Genomic DNA, 15629 nt, shown 5'->3' with positions numbered 1-15629 from the left:
TCTTTCTTGAATTCGTTTCAGCTATTCGGACAAAAAATCGCCTTAACGGTACTTCTTGCCCATTCCTGCTAGCAGCTTGCGTAAATAACGATCGCCAGCTGGTCGGTAATTCCGGTGGTCAGGGCGACGCAATATCGCCGATAATTCACCATTTGAGACCTTCGCCCCTGCCAATGCCAATAATTGTTGCAAATCATCTGATGTGTAGGCCATGGCAATTTTGATTTTCTTGATGGTCACATTATTGACCAAATCAGCCTTGGTCATATCAAAGGTAGGTGGAACCACATGTCCATCTTTGTCCAAGCGTTCACCACGCTTATCAATCACCAAGCCATTCAAAAAAGCCTCCAAATCATGAGCCGAAAGTGCCTGATCTGGTTGACTATCATCTTCTTGTTTAGTCAAAATTCGGTCTAAATCCTTTTGCGCAATTTTAACGCCACCCATGGCAAAAAGTCGAATGACATCTTGATTCGATAAATCAAGGGCATAGCACAACCGAATTATTGTATCGTTATAGTTCATTAATTTTCCTTTGAAAATACGGGTAGTCGGGCGAACTTATGCGCCCGACTTAAAAAGTTCATCATAAATATTGCCTAAACCCAGCTTAAAATGGATGAGTATCGTACGTCTGCCACGATTCATGTGAATCCTGAATACGCTTAAACATCCGCTCCATTTCCTTTAGAGTAAACGAGGTCAATACTGGCCGACCATGGGGGCAATTATACGGATTTTCAGCTTGTGCTAAATCGCGTAAGAGCGTCTTTGCCTCTTCGTCTGAAATATGCCAATTGGCCTTAATCGCCCGCTTACAAGACATCATAATCGCAGCCTTTTCGCGAAAGGCTGCTACAGTAAGCTTACCATCATGAAGAACCCAGTCAATCATTTCTTCAATGGTACTTTCAGCCTGATCAGCTAAAATCCAGGCCGGATGCTCATACAAAGCAATCGTATTGGGTCCAAATTCTTCCAGGTGCAAACCAACCTGCTCAAAAATTTCATGAAAATCAGCAATCTTTAACATATCTGCGGTCGAATAAGTCAGAGTAATCGGAGCCAGCAATTGCTGCTGGTCCTCGCCTACCTGGCCAACCACCCGTCGATAATACTCATAATTCAAACGCTCTTGAGCAGCATGCTGGTCAACTAAGTACAAATGATCTTGGTCTTGAGCAAAGAGAAAGGTCCCGTGCATCTGGCCAATATAATCCAGACTAGGAAAACCTGTCTTTTTGCTAGCCTCATCACTTAAATCCAAATCCTGGTTAACGGGCTTAGAAGCCACTTTAAGCTGGTCCTGATTTTGCTGCCCGCTCAGCCCATCGTTTTGCTGTGAATCAAGATCCAAACCCATGGCCTGATTGGCTAATGCAGCCAAGCCAGTATCGGCATGAGCATACAGGCCACCATTCACTTTGACATCGCTAGTTGGCTGGTCAGTAGGGGCGTCTTGCTGGTAAGCTGCTAACGGTTCAGCGACCTTCGACTGAGGTTGGTCTTCGTCCGCAAAAGCCGGCCGGTATTCTTCTTTGGCATAACGGCTGGCAAAATCAGCAACTTTCACATCGGTTAGTTGATTTTCATCGTCAATCTCAACCACCCGGTCAGCCTTAACCGGAACAGAAAGGACCTCTTTGGCCGACTTCTTCACGGGAACGGTCGGCTCAGCTGCCGCCGAATCCGGACTTTCGGCCGTTTCCCCTTGACCCAAGTTATCAAGCGCTGCAGGAATCAAGTTTTCGCCACGCAACCGGTCGGCAATGACCTGCGTAATCAACTCCGTCAGCTCCCCCTCTTCACTCAAACGAATCTCAGCCTTCTGAGGGTGAACATTGACATCAACCAACAGTGGGTCCAGCTCAATATTGATAGCACCAATTGGAAAACGACCAACCATCAATTTTGAACCATAACCTATACTAATCGCATTTGAAACAGAGAAATTTTTGACAAAACGGTGATTTACCAAAACGGCAAAATAAGACCGGGAAGACCGAGTCTGTTCTGGCAAAGACAAGTAGCCGTTCACCTTAAAGTGATCAGAAGCGCCCTCAAAAGCAACCATTTTTTCAGCTGTTTTTCGGTCATAAACAACTGCTAAAACCTGCCGCAAATCGCCATTACCAGACGTTCTCACTAAAGTCTTACCGTTATGACTCAGCGTCAAGGCAACATTTGGATAAGCCATAGCCAGGTGGTTGATGGTTTCCACCATCAATGACATCTCAGTTTGCGGCTTTTTCAAATACTTTAATCGAGCCGGTGTATTGTAAAACAGCGAACGGACGGCAACAATAGTCCCAAAGCGACCGGCCGTTGGGCCTTCTTGGGCCACCTGGCCACCTTTAACCTGATAAAGAAAACCGGTTTCAGCTGTCTGCGTCCTGGTCTGCAAAGTGACATCAGCAACCGCCGCAATCGATGGCAAGGCTTCACCGCGGAAACCTAAAGTCATGATATTAAACAAATCATGCCGGTCTTGTATTTTCGAAGTCGCGTGGCGAACAAAAGCCAGTGGTACTTCTTCCTGGTCAATTCCCTGGCCGTTGTCGATTACTTTAATTAAATCCAAGCCACTATTTTCAATCACAACTTCCACTTGAGTGGCATTAGCATCAATCGCGTTTTCAACCAATTCCTTTACTACGGAAGCGGGACGTTCAATCACCTCACCAGCCGCAATTTGGTTAGCCAATAATTCAGGCAGTTCATGAATTTTAGTCATTTTCTTGCCTCATTTCCTGTAATTTGGCAATCAAGTTCAGGGCTGCCAACGGAGTCAACTGGTTAAGGTTCACCCGATCGAGTTCATCAAGGGCTTTCTGGTCAGCCGGATTAATTGGTTCCACTTCAACTGCTGCTGGAACTTCTTTGGCAGGTGCAATCTCAAAGAGCGGGATGTCTGGTGCCAAGCCATCCCCAATTGGCATTGCCCCAGTTGAAACACTCGTCACCGGCTGACTAACAGTACTAGTAACGGCAGAATTTGAGCTCACAGAAGACGTCTCTTCAACACCTTCTACTTGCCCCGCTCCCTGCGCCTCCAAAGCCTTTAAAATCGACTCAGCATTCGTTAAGAGCGACTTAGGTAATCCTGCCAAGGCGGCTACCTGGATTCCATAAGAACGGTCGGCCGCTCCTGGCTGAACCTGGTGTAGGAAGTGTAAGGCACCATCGTCGGTTAACTGCGCCCCAACATGGACGTTTTGAATGGCTGGATGGCTAGCTGCCAAGGCCGTTAATTCATGATAGTGAGTCGCAAAAATCGTTGTCGCATGAAGATTTTGATCCAAGTACTCAATAATTGCCTGTGCCAAGGCCATTCCATCATAAGTGGCCGTACCTCGTCCTAATTCATCAAATAAAATCAGTGACTGTGAGGTTGCACCTTGCAGAGCTAAGTTTGCCTCGGCCATTTCAACCATAAAGGTTGACCGACCGTTAACAAGGTCATCATTGGCCCCGATTCGGGTAAAGATTTGATCAAAAATTGGTAAAATCGCCTCATCGGCTGGCACGAAGGCCCCCATTTGGGCCAACACCACGATTAAGGCAACCTGACGCATGTACGTTGACTTACCAGCCATATTCGGTCCGGTTACCAGTTGAATTTTGGTTTTTTCGTCAAAGAAGACATCATTGGCAACATATTCACCGGGTCCCAAGAGAGATTCAATCACCGGATGACGGCCCTGCTTAATCGTTAATGCCCGGTCGCCATCTATTTTAAACGCTGGCTTGGTAAAATGACGGTTTTCAGCAACGTCAGCCAGGGCAGCTAAAACATCAAGACGGGCAATCTTTTGCGCTAATGTCTGCAAGCGACTGATTTCTTCCTTGACCTTGGCGCGAATAGCCAAGAACAAATCATATTCACGGTCAAAACGCTTTGTCTGCGCTGCAAAAATTAGGTCCTCATGTTCTTTCAATTCAGGCGTTGTAAACCGCTCAGCATTCGTCAATGTCTGCTTGCGATGGTAGCGTCCCTCTTCTAATTTGTCGAGGTTTACCTTGGTCACTTCGATAAAGTAACCAAAGTTTTTGTTGTACTTGACCTTTAAAGTCGAAATGCCAGTCGCTTCTTGTTCTTGCTTTTGATAAGCTGCTAACCAATCTTGGTTATCGGCCAACGCCTGGTTGTAAGAATCAACCAAGTCATCATAACCCGGCTTGATTAAATCGCCATCACGAACCGAAATTGGTGGTTCAGGGACAATGGCTTGGTCAATCAGGCTGGCCAAATCCAGCAATGGGTCGATTTCTTCCCCGGCAGCCTGCAAGATTGGGTTAACATGGTCAGCCTTCAAAGCGGCCTGCATGTTCGGTACCGCCTGCAGCGAGCGCTTTAACTGCACCAAATCACGGGCATTAATCGTCCCCAAAGCAGCCTTAGCGGCTAAACGCTCCAAGTCATAAACATACTTTAACTGGTCCTGGACCGTTCCCCGGGTGAAAAAGTCATCCTTAAAAGCAGCCACGGCATCCTGGCGGGCCTGGATTTTCTCTAAATCCTTCAAAGGCTTAATCAGCCACTGCTTCAACAGCCGACCACCCATGGCCGTCTTCGTTTGGTCTAAGAGCGCAAAAAGAGAGCCAGCCTTTTGCTTGGTCCGAGCATTTTCAACCAAATCCAAGTTGACCCGTGTCACCTGGTTAAACACCAAATAGGCCTGGCGCTCATACGTTTGAACCGGCATAATGTGGTCCAAAGACCGCTTTTGCGTATCAAATAGATACTGAAGGAGTAGCCCAGTAACCGTCTGCTTGGCAGTATTTTTTAAATCTTTCGTTAAATAAGTAATCGTAGCGGAAGGCTGCACGGGTCCCTGATAGGAAACGACCAGTCCCTTTTCGCCAATGGCATCCGCCAACGCTGGAGTTGAAAAATCGCCCTCTTTTGCTAAGACGACTTCCTTCACCTCCAAAGCGCCTAATTCATCTAAAACGGCGCTCTCATCTGTCAATTCCGTTGCCTTCAGTTCACCAGTTGAAAGATCAATATAAGACAAGGCAAAAGCTGCCTGGTCGGCATACCCCGGACGTGATCCTGTTGCCACCACAGCAGCCAAAAAGTTATTATCCTTGCCATCCCCGTTCTTTGATGAAAGCTTCGTTCCCGGCGTAATTAACTGGACAACATCTCGTTTAACCATTCCCTTAGCCGTTGCTGGATCTTCCATTTGCTCGACAATGGCCACCTTATGACCAGCATCGACCAAGATATCGATATAGGCTGACACGGCGTGGTGAGGAATCCCGGCCATTGGAATTGGTTCAGCCGAATTTTTATTCCGTGCGGTTAAGGTTAACTCGAGAATTTTGGCCCCCTTAATTGCATCATCTTCAAAGAGCTCATAAAAATCGCCCATTCGGTAAAACACGAAGGCATCGGGGTATTGATCCTTAATTTGATGGTATTGCACCATCATCGGGGTTGGTTCTTTTGTCGCCATAAATGGCCCTCCTCTTAACAGTTTTTAAGCGATGTTACCGTTGTTCTTGCCTTTCACTGCCATTTGACGAGTCAGATTGACAAAAGACTTCTTTTATTCACTAATTTGATAACCATCTTTTAATAAATCAGCAAAGCTCACCACCGACTTTGGCTCTGCTGGATAATCCCAAACCGCCTTTTGCATCCAGACCAAATCATACCAAGTATCAAACTTATAGCCAATCCGGTCAAAGGCGCCAACATAGCGGTAGCCCATGTGCTCATGAAAATCACGACTATTTGATGTCAGATGTTCATCATCGACCTTTGGCACGGCGATGCAGGCATTCACATTGATAATGTTTTGATCACGAGAAATTTGCTCAATAATTTTGTACAGGCGCTTACCTAAACCATGGTGACGCTCGTCCTGACGAATATAAATTGAGGTTTCAACCGACCAGGCGTAGGCTTGGCGTGAGCCCATCGGGCTCGTGTAAGCATAACCCAAAATCACGCCATCCAAAACGGCCACGATGTAAGGATGCGTCTTTAACGTTGTTTCAATCCGTGCTTGAAACTCAGCAACCGTCGGCACATCGTATTCAAAGGTAATGGCCGTTTCTCGAATGTAGGGCGCATAAATCGCTAATAATTCGGCCGCATCGGCTGCTATTGCTGGACGGAAAATAATTTGATCTGTTGCCATGGTGATACCTCATCCTAAAAAGTATTTGAAATAAGAAAAGCCTACTTGTCAAACTGACAACTAGGCTTATTTTGTCAGCACTGCCACTGCTTCCACATGGGTTGTTTGTGGGAACTGGTCGACCGGTTGGATAGCACCCTCAAGGGCGTAACCATGGTCCACCAAATCCTTAATATCACGCACCATTGTCGCTGGGTTACATGAAACATAAACCAGGCGCTTTGGACTGATTTCACTAACGGCTTCAATAAAATCAGCTGTTAAGCCCTTTCGAGGCGGATCAACAAAGACAACATCCGCCTTGAGGCCTTCTTCAGCCCACTTGAGCATCTGACTTGGCGCATCGGCCGCAACAAAGTGGCTATTGGTGACTTGGTTAATGCGTGCGTTTTCCTCGGCATCGTCAATGGCCGCTTCGACCAATTCGACCCCATAAACTTCGGCCACATCGTTCGCCACAGTCAAGGCAATCGTTCCGATTCCACAGTAGGCATCAATCACGATATCGGTCTTCTTCAATTCAGCCTTTTCCTTCGCCAACTGGTAAAGCTTAGCAGTCGTTTCGGGATTGACCTGGTAGAAAGAATTAGGGCCAATCAGGTACTTCTTACCCAGCAAGATATCCTCAATAGCGGGCTTGCCCCACAAAACCTGATTTTGATAACCCATAATCACATTTGTTTGGGCCTTATTGACATTTTGAATCACCGATTCGAGCTTTGGTAAGCGCGCCTTTAGTTCGGCTGCAATTGCCTCTGCTTCTGGTAACTTCTTGGTTTTCGTCACCAAAACGACCATTAATTCACCGGTTGCTTTACCAATTCGAGCCATCACATGGCGGATAACACCACGGTCCTCTTTTTCATCATAGGCCAAAATGCCAAACTCTTGTAAGACATCCCGTGTCACGCGGATTGCTTCATCCACGGCTTGGTCTTGGATGTAAAAGGAATCGGTCGGAATTAACTTGTGCGATCCACGCCGGAAAAAGCCAGTTTCTAGGCGACCGTTAATCATTCGCGCCGGTACTTGCGCCTTATTTCGGTAATGGGTTGGGTCCGTCATCCCAATTGTATCGGCCACCTCAACGTCGAGGCGGGCCTTCTTAAATAATTCCTGTACCTGGGACTTTTTCCAGGCCAACTGGGCCGGATAAGCCAAGTTTGCTAGCGGCGCAATCCCTGTCGTTAAGGCCAACTGGTCCGTTAATTCAACTCGGTCTGCTGATTTTTCCAACAAACGTTTTACACGGGCAAAGCCGTAATTTTTTAGGACCTTTGTCACCAAAATTTCGGCCTTTTCACCAGGAAGAGCATCAGTTACAAAGAGCGGAAAACCATCCACCTTCGCCACGCCAAGGCCTTGATAAGTTAAATCGGTCACTGAAGCAGTGATGACTTCATTTTTATGGACCGGAGCGGCCTGTTTAATTGTGCGGTTGGCTTTAGCCATGCTTAGTACTTTTCCTTCTCATCTGCTTTGGGTTCGTGCTGGGTCGCCTCAAGGGCTTCAACCTGTTCCATGAACTCTTCTTGAATCTTAGCATTCGTTGCATCTACGTCAATAGCTGACAAATTAGCAACGAATTCAATGTGCTGTTTTAAGTTCTCAAAGGTCATCGGCGCATCCCCACCATACTCACCATCAAGGTTCACCTTGATTGGGTGGTCGTCATCTGATAGTGGTGTGATTTCAACCTTTGACGTCTTCTTATAAATCAGCTGTGGGTTATTCACGTGTGAACCGTTCAAAACCTGAGCGGCCAACTGCGTAATCTGCCACAAGTTAGCGGCCTTAACAATCAATAGCGTAAATTGACCGTCATCTAATTTGGCATCGGGCACGATGGATTCAAAGCCACCAACCGAATTGGTCAGGGCCAAGAAAATCATCGAGATGTCGCCATCATACTCGCCGTCATCATAAACAACCTTGGCCTTCACCGGTTCCAACCGGGTCAATAACTCGGCCCCCTTAACCAAGTAGGCCAAGTAACCATAAAGTGACTTCATCACGGACGGTACGGCATAAGTTACTTCGGAAAGCGTCCCCAAGGCAGCAATATTCATAAAGTAGCGGGCATCGGCGGGGGCCGAAATTTGCCCTTCCTCTTCCACTAAGCCACCTCGAGTCGAAATCCGACCGATATCCATCTTAATCGTCTGCCCTTTCAAAATCACCTTGGCAGCTTCCAATGGATCATCACGAGAAACCTTCAGGGCTCGGGCGTAGTCGTTGGTTGTCCCAGCCGGAATAATCGCCATTTTAGGCCGACGCTTCAAGGGCGCAATCCCGTTGACAACCTCGTTGATTGTCCCGTCACCACCAGCAGCTACGATTAAATCAAAGCCCTCGAAGGCGGCTCGGGTCGCTTCCTTTTGTGCTGAAAAAGGTTCCGGAGTGGTGGCATAGGTCGATGTTTCGTACCCCGCCTCTTCATATACTCGGATAATGCCTAACATTTCCCTTTTCGCTGTTTCCCGACCCGAACTGGGGTTATAGATAATTCGTGCTCGTTTCATGACTCACCTGCAAAGCTTCCCGACCATTCCTACAATCAGTAAAGCCTCGACTTCCTCCTAAAATATATGTACAAAAGCCCGCAAAGCGGTGCTTTTATGACAGTAACAAGGCCAACCACTTTGGTCAACCGACAATTACTGCTTGATTATTGGTTAGCGCTTGTTCAACTCGGCTAACAAAAGCTTGTTCAAGACACCAGGGTTGGCCTGACCCTTGGACTTCTTCATCAACTGGCCAATCAAGAAGCCAGTTGCCCGGTCCTTACCACCCTTAAAGTCTTCAATTGACTGTGGGTTGTCATCCAAGACCTCATTAATCATTGGTGTCAAAACGGCTGGGTCAGAAATCTGAACCAAACCTTGTGCCTTAGCGTAGGCTTCGGGCTCTTCACCTTCCATGATGGCCTCAAAGACCTTCTTGGCTTGCTTAGTTGAGATGGTACCGTCTTCAATTAACTTCACCATGCCGGCCAAGTTTTCAGGAGTCAAATCAGTATCCTGCAATTCAACCTGGTTCTTGTTCAAGTAGGCGTTCACGTCGCCGATTAAGTAGTTGGCAACACGCTTTGCAGCTGATTTTGAATCGGCTCCAGCATTGACAGCGGCGTCAAAGAAGTTCGCCATTGCCAACGTTTGCGTCAAGACTTCGGCATCGTATTGTTCCAAACCAAGGTCTTGTACATAGGCCACTTGTCGGTCCCCTGCTGACTTTGGCAATTCAGCTTGAACACGGTCAATCCAGGCTTGATCAATGTGGATTGGTGACAAATCAGGTTCTGGGAAGTAACGGTAATCATCCGCCACTTCCTTAACCCGCATCAAGAGCGTTGACTTGGTTGGCTCATCGTAACGACGAGTTTCCTGGCGGACCTTGCCACCAGAACGAATAACCTGTGCCTGACGACGTTCTTCGAATTCCAAAGCAGATTGGACATAGTGGAAGGAGTTAATGTTCTTCATTTCCACTCGTGTTCCATAGGTCTTTGACCCTCGTGGACGCAATGACACGTTGACATCAGCTCGCATCTGTCCTTCTTGCATCTTGGCTTCCGAAACACCCGTAAACAAGACAACTCGACGCAATTGTTCCAGATAAGCGTAGGCTTCCTCTGGTGAAGACAAATCAGGCTTGGACACGATTTCAACCAACGGTGTTCCCTGACGGTTCAAATCAACGTATGAATAACCATCGGTACCGTGGGTGTTCTTTCCAGCATCTTCTTCAACGTGGAGTTCTTCAATCCCAATTCGCTTTACGCTACCATCAGGCATGTTAACGTCTAGGTAGCCGTGACGCCCCAATGGTGTTCGCATTTGGGTTGTCTGGTATGACTTTGGGTTATCCGGATAAACGTAGTTCTTCCGGTCCCAACGAATGTCTTCTGTGATTTCAGCATGCAAAGCCAAAGCTACACGCATACCGTACTCAATAGCACCCTTGTTAGCAACAGGCAAGACCCCTGGGTAACCCCAGTCGATTACGTTGGTGTTTTCGTTAGGCGCATCCCCATAGTGAACGGGTGAAGGTGACAGCAGCTTAGAATTTGTCTGCATTTCAACGTGGACTTCAAGCCCAATGGTTGTTTCAAAGTTTTCGTTTGCCATTTGTCCCCTCCTTATTTCCCTTCGACAACCGGATGTTGGTCGTAGAAGTGGTTTACTTGTTCAAAGGCATAAGCAACTTGGTAAAGGGTTGCTTCATCAAATGGCTTACCAATCAACTGCATACCGACTGGCATGCCACCATTAAAGCCAGCATTGATGGACAGTCCTGGCAAACCAGCCAAGTTCACTGGAATCGTCAAAACATCGCCCAAGTACATGGTCTTTGGATCACCGATTTCTTCACCAATACCGTAAGGTTGAGTTGGTGTCGTTGGGCCAACAATCAAATCATAGTCAGCAAAGACCTTATTAAAGTCTCCGATAATCAATGTTCGAATTTGAGCGGCCTTCTTGAAGAAGGCATCGTAGGCACCAGCTGAAAGGGAGAATGTTCCCAACATAATCCGGCGCTTAACTTCGTCTCCGAAACCTTCCGTTCGAGTGTTCTTATAAACTTCTTCCAATGACTTAGCATCTGGTGCACGGAAACCGTAACGGATACCGTCGTAACGCTGCAAGTTTGAAGAAGCTTCTGATGACATCAAGATGTAGTAAGCAGCAACCCCGTATTGCGTGTGTGGTAATGAAACCTTATCAACGGTTGCTCCCATGGCTTCTAATTGGACAATGGCAGCCTTAACCTGTGTGGCCACTTCATCTGAAATTCCTTCTTGGAAGTATTCTTCAGGAACGGCAATCTTCATGCCCTTGATGTCTTGACCAATCTTTTCGGCAAAATCAGGAACTTCCAATTCAACAGAAGTTGAGTCCTTCTTGTCAAAACCAGAAATGGCATTCAAAACCAAGGCGTTGTCCTTGACCGTCCGGGTCAATGGACCGATTTGGTCCAAAGATGAAGCCATGGCAAAGAGTCCAAAACGTGATACTCGACCATAAGTTGGCTTCATCCCCACCAAACCGTTGAAGGCGGCTGGCTGACGAATCGATCCACCAGTATCAGAACCAAGCGCATAAGGAACCTGACCAGCAGCAACAGCCGCAGCCGATCCACCAGATGAACCACCGGGAACCTTCGTGTGGTCCCAGGCATTCTTCGTCTTCTTGTAGTAAGAAGTTTCGGTTGACCCACCCATGGCGAATTCATCCATGTTGGCCTTACCAACGATAACGGCACCGGCATCGTTCAACTTGGTTGTGACCGTTGCATCATAAACTGGCTTGAACCCTGACAAAATGTGGGAAGCACCCGTTGTTTCCAAACCGTTTGTGGCGATATTGTCCTTGATAGCCATTGGAATTCCAGCCAAAGGATTTGAGAAATCACCCTTTTCATCGACGGCACGAGCCTTGGCTAAGGCTTCGTCTTCGTGCATCCGGACGAAAGCTTGCAAGTCTTCATCAGTTGCCTGAATGTTGGCCAAAGTTTCCTTGGTCAATTCTTCGGCCGTGATTTTGCCAGCTTTCAAATCAGCATTCAAGTCGGCTAAGGTCTTGTCAAAATAATTAAAAGTCATTAAGCTTCGTCCTCCCCGTTCAAAATAGCGGGCACCTTAATTAAGTCGGCTGCCTCGTCTGGTGCTTGGGCCAACAAGGCCTTCTTTTCATGCCAATTGTCCGCAACATCTTCTCGTAAATGGTTCACATTCGGTGTTACTGAGAAAGTTGGCTCGACATTGGTTGTATCCACCTCTGCCATCTTCTCGCACATTGCCACGATTTCCTGGAGTTGTCCAGTGAAGTGCTCAAGTTCCTGGTCGGAAAAGCTCAGCTTGGCCAAGTCAGCAACGTGAGCGACTTCTTCTTTTGAAATTGATGTTGCCATGGGGTCACCTGCCTGAAAAAGCGGATTTCTTCGTCTTTTTCAAGGCTATCCTTTCTGATGTAATTACTGTTCTATTCTACCATAAAAGCCCATAGTTGCCCCTGCTAAATGGCAGAATGCTTGCCAATTAAGAAAAGGATGAAGCTGATTTTTCCTTGAGTGTCAAGGCATCCTTGATTTTTTTTGAAAAACCCGTATAATTAGTCATGTTGTCAAAACAACTGTCCAAGTCCTTGGATTAACGTCTCACCGTCGTTTCTCTCAGCACTTGGAGACATTTAAGAAAGGTGGAAATGATTATGGCCCTTACACAAGAACGTAAGAACGAAATCATGAAGGAATACGCCCGCCATGAAGGCGATACTGGTTCAGTGGAAGTTCAAGTTGCAGTTTTGACTGCTGACATCAACGAATTGAACGGTCACATGGAAACGCACAAGCATGATTTTCATTCACAACGTGGTCTTTTGAAGAAGATCGGTCGCCGTCGTAACTTGCTCCGTTACCTCCGTGGTACTGACGTTACGCGTTACCGTGAATTGATCAAGCGCTTAGGTTTGCGTCGTTAAGCTTTTGCTTACAAATAACCAGAATCAAATTTAAGGAGACGGACATATGCCAATTATTGAATCATCAATTCAACGAGTTCGTTTGAGTGCTAAGCAGCACGATCGTAACGAACCACAAAAGTCAGCTTACCGCACTGCCGTTAAGCGCTTCTTGAAGGCTGCCAAGGCCGGATCTGCTGATACTGCTGAAATGTACAAGCAAGTATCATCAGCTATCGATCACGCCCAATCAAAGGGATTGATCAAGAAGAACAAGGCTTCACGTCAAAAGTCACGTTTGGCTAAGTACGTAAAGTAATCAATTAATATTGATAAACGAAATCCCCCAACTCTTTATTAGTTTGGGGATTTTTTGTTGAGATCCTTTATTTGCTAGCAAGTTGTCAACTATCGCTCATGACTTGCACAATCATGACCAGCTGCTGATCTTATAATCGTGATTACTTAAAAGCCGCAAACGCCTGATCAATTTGCTCATATTCGTCTTGCGTTAAATCAACATCCAAGGCCTTAACGTTTGCTTCCACCTGATCAGCATTACGTGCACCAGGAATCACGGCGCCAATGGCAGGGTTAACAATGTACCAAGCCAAGATTGTTTGGGCAACAGTGACACCATGGCCATCGGCAATCGCCTTCACCTTGTCCAAGGCAGACAAAATGGTGTTAAATTGGTCCTGACTATATTGCTTTTCAAACTTAGCGTAATCGTCCTTCGTGTACTTACCCGTCAAAAGACCAGATGCCAATGGGAAGTATGGAACAAAGGAAATCTTATTTTCCTTCAAGTAAGTCCACTCATCCTTTTCAGCCCCACGATAAACCAAACTGTAGTGGTCTTCGACAATATCAACCTGGTTATTCTTATTCGCCTCTTTAATCTGATCAAGGCTAAAGTTTGACACCCCAATTGCACGAATCTTACCAGCTTCCTTCAATTCGTTCAATGCAGCAACAGCCTCGTCCTTTGGTGTTGCTTCATCTGGGAAGTGGATGTAGAAGATATCGATATAATCCGTCTTCAAACGCTTCAAGGAGTCCTCGACGGCCTGCTTCAAGAATGCTGGACTATTGTTGGGCTTATTGCCGTTACTGGCATCCTGAGCACCCTTGGTCGCAATCACAATCTTTGATCGGTCATAATCTTGGATGACATCACCGATAATTTCCTCAGATCGGCCTTCCCCGTACATATAGGCAGTATCAATCAAGACCACTCCTGCGTCCAAGGCTTCCTTAACCAAGGCATAGCCGTCTTCATCCTTCAAACCAGGAAAAAGGTTGTGGCCACCGACCTTGTTGGTCCCCAAACCAAGCTTGGTTGTCTTCACATCGGTCTTGCCAATTGTTACTTCTTTTGCCATGCGTTTGTTCCTCCTGAATCCGTTACGTGTGTTATTTTAAAAAAACGTTCATAAGTATTGTAAACTAAAAAAAGAAGAAATTGTAAATCAAAAGAAAAAGAAAGATTAAAGACTAAAAGAATCTCTCTTGTTCTTTATCCGCTTGATTTATATTTATTAATATAATGCCGCTTACCCTCAGGTTGTTCAACGCTACGTCTAATTTTTTCAGAACTAGCCGATTATCCAATATCTGACCATCATCTTGTTTTACATATGAAATAAGATAATATTCATTTTCGCCTAAAACCTTCGGATACTGTGTCTTCACTCCATACCAATTTCTTAAATGTTCATCCATCAAAATTCTTCCCTGTTGAGCGAAAAAGATAAATTCATCTTCTGAAAGCCGATTGGCAGCATTAAAAACCTCTTCGCTCCATTCATCGGGTTTTCCATAAACATAATTAAGAGATAAATACCTCAGTAAAACATAAATCGGATGCCTAAATGAAAAGGTTTTCAAAATACTCTCTCCAAGTTCTTCTCCAACTAATGGGCTAAGTTTCTCAATTGACCAAAAGCTAAAACATTGAAGGAATAAAATTTGTTCTGAGAAATCGTATCCGTTATTTTCTAGAACTTTTCTCATTACATTTAATATTTTTTTCTCAGTTATCTGTTCGTCCGAAATTAGATTTTTACAGTTCTATTTGAAATCACGCAAAATCACATAAACAATATTATTACGGACTCCTTGCTTAAATGCTGCTAAGGCAGCTTCTTGTAGTTTTTCTCTATTGTCGTAACTAAGAGTTATCTCTTAATTGTTGTAATAGGGCATCATTATCATCATGACGAATTCTATTAGCAAGAAACTCTTTATTGTTAATAATCTTAAGAAATTCAAATTCACTTAATCCAGTTGGATTTTCATAAATAAAATATTGATTACTTGCAATATCACGAGGATCCTTTAATCCCGATATAACTTCAAATAAATCTTTAACCATTCGATTAATACTATATTTTCCATTAAAATTATCAAAGGGTTCTTGAGAGTCCGGATATTTTTTTCATCATAAGTACCATTAACAATTTCATCATATATTTTTGAATGAAATAAATATATATAATTATTAATTGCTCCCAACTGCTAACACGTCCATATTTTCTTTGAAACACAAACATCTGGTTAAAATAATTATTAAATTGCTCTCTATCTCGTAAAGTTCTGCCTTCCGAAATAGCCAAATTTCTTAACGTCAAAGGATAGCTAATTTTTAAATTTCGGGATACATCTGAAAAATACTCATCCTAAATATTTATTGTCGCCAACAATCTGGGTAATTCTAATCTCTTATCAATAATTTTTACTAAATAATTTTCACTTACTTTATAAGTATCTTCTTCATGAGCGCTTTTCTTAATATTTTGCTTTACAATTCTCTGATAGTCACCCACAAAAATAATCGAAACACGTCCTTTTAAAAGACTAAACAACTTATACGTTTCAATCTGTTGATCAGCCGTTAATCGATCAAAATCATCCACAATCAAAATTTTCTTTTTAATTTTTCCTTTTGTTAACAGGAACTGACCTGTACCCTGAAAGTTGTATAACTTTCAGGGTTTTTCTTATGACTAAATTT

Annotated in this window: 15 protein-coding genes; 2 read left to right on the top strand and 13 right to left on the bottom strand. The window is 45.0% G+C overall.

Annotation, left to right across the window (positions count from 1 at the left end; genetic code table 11):
* Window positions 1–42: 42 nt before the first annotated feature.
* The 9 genes from FEFB_RS00075 to gatC all read right to left on the bottom strand — a co-directional run bounded on the left by FEFB_RS00075 (window position 43) and on the right by gatC (window position 12065).
* Complete coding sequence (locus tag FEFB_RS00075; RefSeq protein ID WP_047974220.1) at window positions 43–528, bottom strand: DUF1456 family protein; 486 nt, start codon at window positions 526–528, stop codon at window positions 43–45.
* 85 nt (window positions 529–613) lie between these two features.
* Complete coding sequence (gene mutL / locus FEFB_RS00070) at window positions 614–2737, bottom strand: DNA mismatch repair endonuclease MutL (RefSeq protein WP_047974219.1); 2124 nt, start codon at window positions 2735–2737, stop codon at window positions 614–616.
* A complete protein-coding gene (gene mutS / locus FEFB_RS00065; protein WP_047974218.1) occupies window positions 2730–5465 on the bottom strand; it encodes a DNA mismatch repair protein MutS in 2736 nt (911 codons plus the stop codon). Before mutS ends, mutL begins: the two co-directional genes overlap by 8 nt.
* Window positions 5466–5558: 93 nt before the next feature.
* Window positions 5559–6155: a GNAT family N-acetyltransferase gene (locus FEFB_RS00060; RefSeq protein ID WP_047974217.1), complete on the bottom strand. Its 597-nt coding sequence runs from the start codon at window positions 6153–6155 to the stop codon at window positions 5559–5561.
* 66 nt (window positions 6156–6221) lie between these two features.
* Window positions 6222–7607, bottom strand: coding sequence for a 23S rRNA (uracil(1939)-C(5))-methyltransferase RlmD (rlmD, locus tag FEFB_RS00055; protein WP_047974216.1), 1386 nt, complete (start codon window positions 7605–7607; stop codon window positions 6222–6224).
* A 2-nt stretch (window positions 7608–7609) separates the two neighbouring features.
* Window positions 7610–8677, bottom strand: a complete 1068-nt coding sequence (locus FEFB_RS00050) for a diacylglycerol kinase family lipid kinase (protein ID WP_047974215.1) — start codon at window positions 8675–8677, stop codon at window positions 7610–7612.
* Between the two features lie 153 nt (window positions 8678–8830).
* Window positions 8831–10282 (bottom strand): Asp-tRNA(Asn)/Glu-tRNA(Gln) amidotransferase subunit GatB, encoded by a 1452-nt coding sequence (gatB, locus tag FEFB_RS00045; RefSeq protein WP_047974214.1) that lies wholly within the window; start codon window positions 10280–10282, stop codon window positions 8831–8833.
* A gap of 11 nt (window positions 10283–10293) precedes the next feature.
* Window positions 10294–11757, bottom strand: coding sequence for an Asp-tRNA(Asn)/Glu-tRNA(Gln) amidotransferase subunit GatA (gene gatA, locus FEFB_RS00040; RefSeq protein ID WP_047974213.1), 1464 nt, complete (start codon window positions 11755–11757; stop codon window positions 10294–10296).
* A complete protein-coding gene (gatC, locus tag FEFB_RS00035; RefSeq protein ID WP_047974212.1) occupies window positions 11757–12065 on the bottom strand; it encodes an Asp-tRNA(Asn)/Glu-tRNA(Gln) amidotransferase subunit GatC in 309 nt (102 codons plus the stop codon). The genes gatA and gatC overlap by 1 nt, the downstream gene beginning before the upstream one ends.
* A 299-nt stretch (window positions 12066–12364) precedes the next feature.
* On the opposite strand from gatC, the gene rpsO reads away from it, so the two are divergent.
* Both rpsO and rpsT read left to right on the top strand, forming a co-directional pair.
* Window positions 12365–12634, top strand: a complete 270-nt coding sequence (gene rpsO / locus FEFB_RS00030) for a 30S ribosomal protein S15 (RefSeq protein ID WP_047974261.1) — start codon at window positions 12365–12367, stop codon at window positions 12632–12634.
* 46 nt (window positions 12635–12680) lie between these two features.
* Window positions 12681–12932, top strand: coding sequence for a 30S ribosomal protein S20 (gene rpsT, locus FEFB_RS00025; protein WP_047974211.1), 252 nt, complete (start codon window positions 12681–12683; stop codon window positions 12930–12932).
* 142 nt (window positions 12933–13074) lie between these two features.
* On the opposite strand, the gene FEFB_RS00020 is transcribed toward rpsT, so the two are convergent.
* From FEFB_RS00020 to FEFB_RS00005, 4 genes are all read right to left on the bottom strand, one after another.
* Window positions 13075–13998 (bottom strand): aldo/keto reductase, encoded by a 924-nt coding sequence (locus tag FEFB_RS00020; RefSeq protein ID WP_047974210.1) that lies wholly within the window; start codon window positions 13996–13998, stop codon window positions 13075–13077.
* A 112-nt stretch (window positions 13999–14110) separates the two neighbouring features.
* On the bottom strand, window positions 14111–14629 hold the full coding sequence (locus FEFB_RS00015; protein ID WP_047974209.1) for a hypothetical protein: 519 nt from the start codon (window positions 14627–14629) through the stop codon (window positions 14111–14113).
* Between the two features lie 157 nt (window positions 14630–14786).
* Entirely contained in the window at window positions 14787–14990 is a 204-nt protein-coding gene (locus FEFB_RS00010) for a hypothetical protein (RefSeq protein ID WP_047974208.1), read from the bottom strand.
* Between the two features lie 304 nt (window positions 14991–15294).
* Window positions 15295–15552 carry a P-loop NTPase fold protein gene (locus FEFB_RS00005; protein WP_369795886.1) on the bottom strand — a complete coding sequence of 86 codons (258 nt, stop codon included), beginning with the start codon at window positions 15550–15552 and terminating at the stop codon, window positions 15295–15297.
* Between the last annotated feature and the right edge of the window lie 77 nt (window positions 15553–15629).

This window comes from Fructobacillus sp. EFB-N1 (assembly GCF_001038455.1).
Lineage (GTDB): Bacteria > Bacillota > Bacilli > Lactobacillales > Lactobacillaceae > Fructobacillus > Fructobacillus cardui.
The sequence above is the reverse complement of the archived record's forward strand: the minus strand, read 5'-3'. Positions and strand labels throughout refer to the sequence as shown.

Bases quoted from the DNA above. Each gene is read 5' to 3' on its own strand.
- mutL (WP_047974219.1), bottom strand. From the start codon at position 2,737: ATGACTAAAATTCATGAACTGCCTGAATTATTGGCTAACCAAATTGCG.
- FEFB_RS00010 (WP_047974208.1), bottom strand. From the start codon at position 14,990: ATGGTTAAAGATTTATTTGAAGTTATATCGGGATTAAAGGATCCTCGT.
- FEFB_RS00075 (WP_047974220.1), bottom strand. From the start codon at position 528: ATGAACTATAACGATACAATAATTCGGTTGTGCTATGCCCTTGATTTA.
- FEFB_RS00015 (WP_047974209.1), bottom strand. From the start codon at position 14,629: ATGAGAAAAGTTCTAGAAAATAACGGATACGATTTCTCAGAACAAATT.
- FEFB_RS00060 (WP_047974217.1), bottom strand. From the start codon at position 6,155: ATGGCAACAGATCAAATTATTTTCCGTCCAGCAATAGCAGCCGATGCG.
- rpsT (WP_047974211.1), top strand. From the start codon at position 12,681: ATGCCAATTATTGAATCATCAATTCAACGAGTTCGTTTGAGTGCTAAG.
- gatC (WP_047974212.1), bottom strand. From the start codon at position 12,065: ATGGCAACATCAATTTCAAAAGAAGAAGTCGCTCACGTTGCTGACTTG.
- mutS (WP_047974218.1), bottom strand. From the start codon at position 5,465: ATGGCGACAAAAGAACCAACCCCGATGATGGTGCAATACCATCAAATT.
- rpsO (WP_047974261.1), top strand. From the start codon at position 12,365: ATGGCCCTTACACAAGAACGTAAGAACGAAATCATGAAGGAATACGCC.
- FEFB_RS00020 (WP_047974210.1), bottom strand. From the start codon at position 13,998: ATGGCAAAAGAAGTAACAATTGGCAAGACCGATGTGAAGACAACCAAG.
- FEFB_RS00050 (WP_047974215.1), bottom strand. From the start codon at position 8,677: ATGAAACGAGCACGAATTATCTATAACCCCAGTTCGGGTCGGGAAACA.
- gatB (WP_047974214.1), bottom strand. From the start codon at position 10,282: ATGGCAAACGAAAACTTTGAAACAACCATTGGGCTTGAAGTCCACGTT.
- gatA (WP_047974213.1), bottom strand. From the start codon at position 11,757: ATGACTTTTAATTATTTTGACAAGACCTTAGCCGACTTGAATGCTGAT.
- rlmD (WP_047974216.1), bottom strand. From the start codon at position 7,607: ATGGCTAAAGCCAACCGCACAATTAAACAGGCCGCTCCGGTCCATAAA.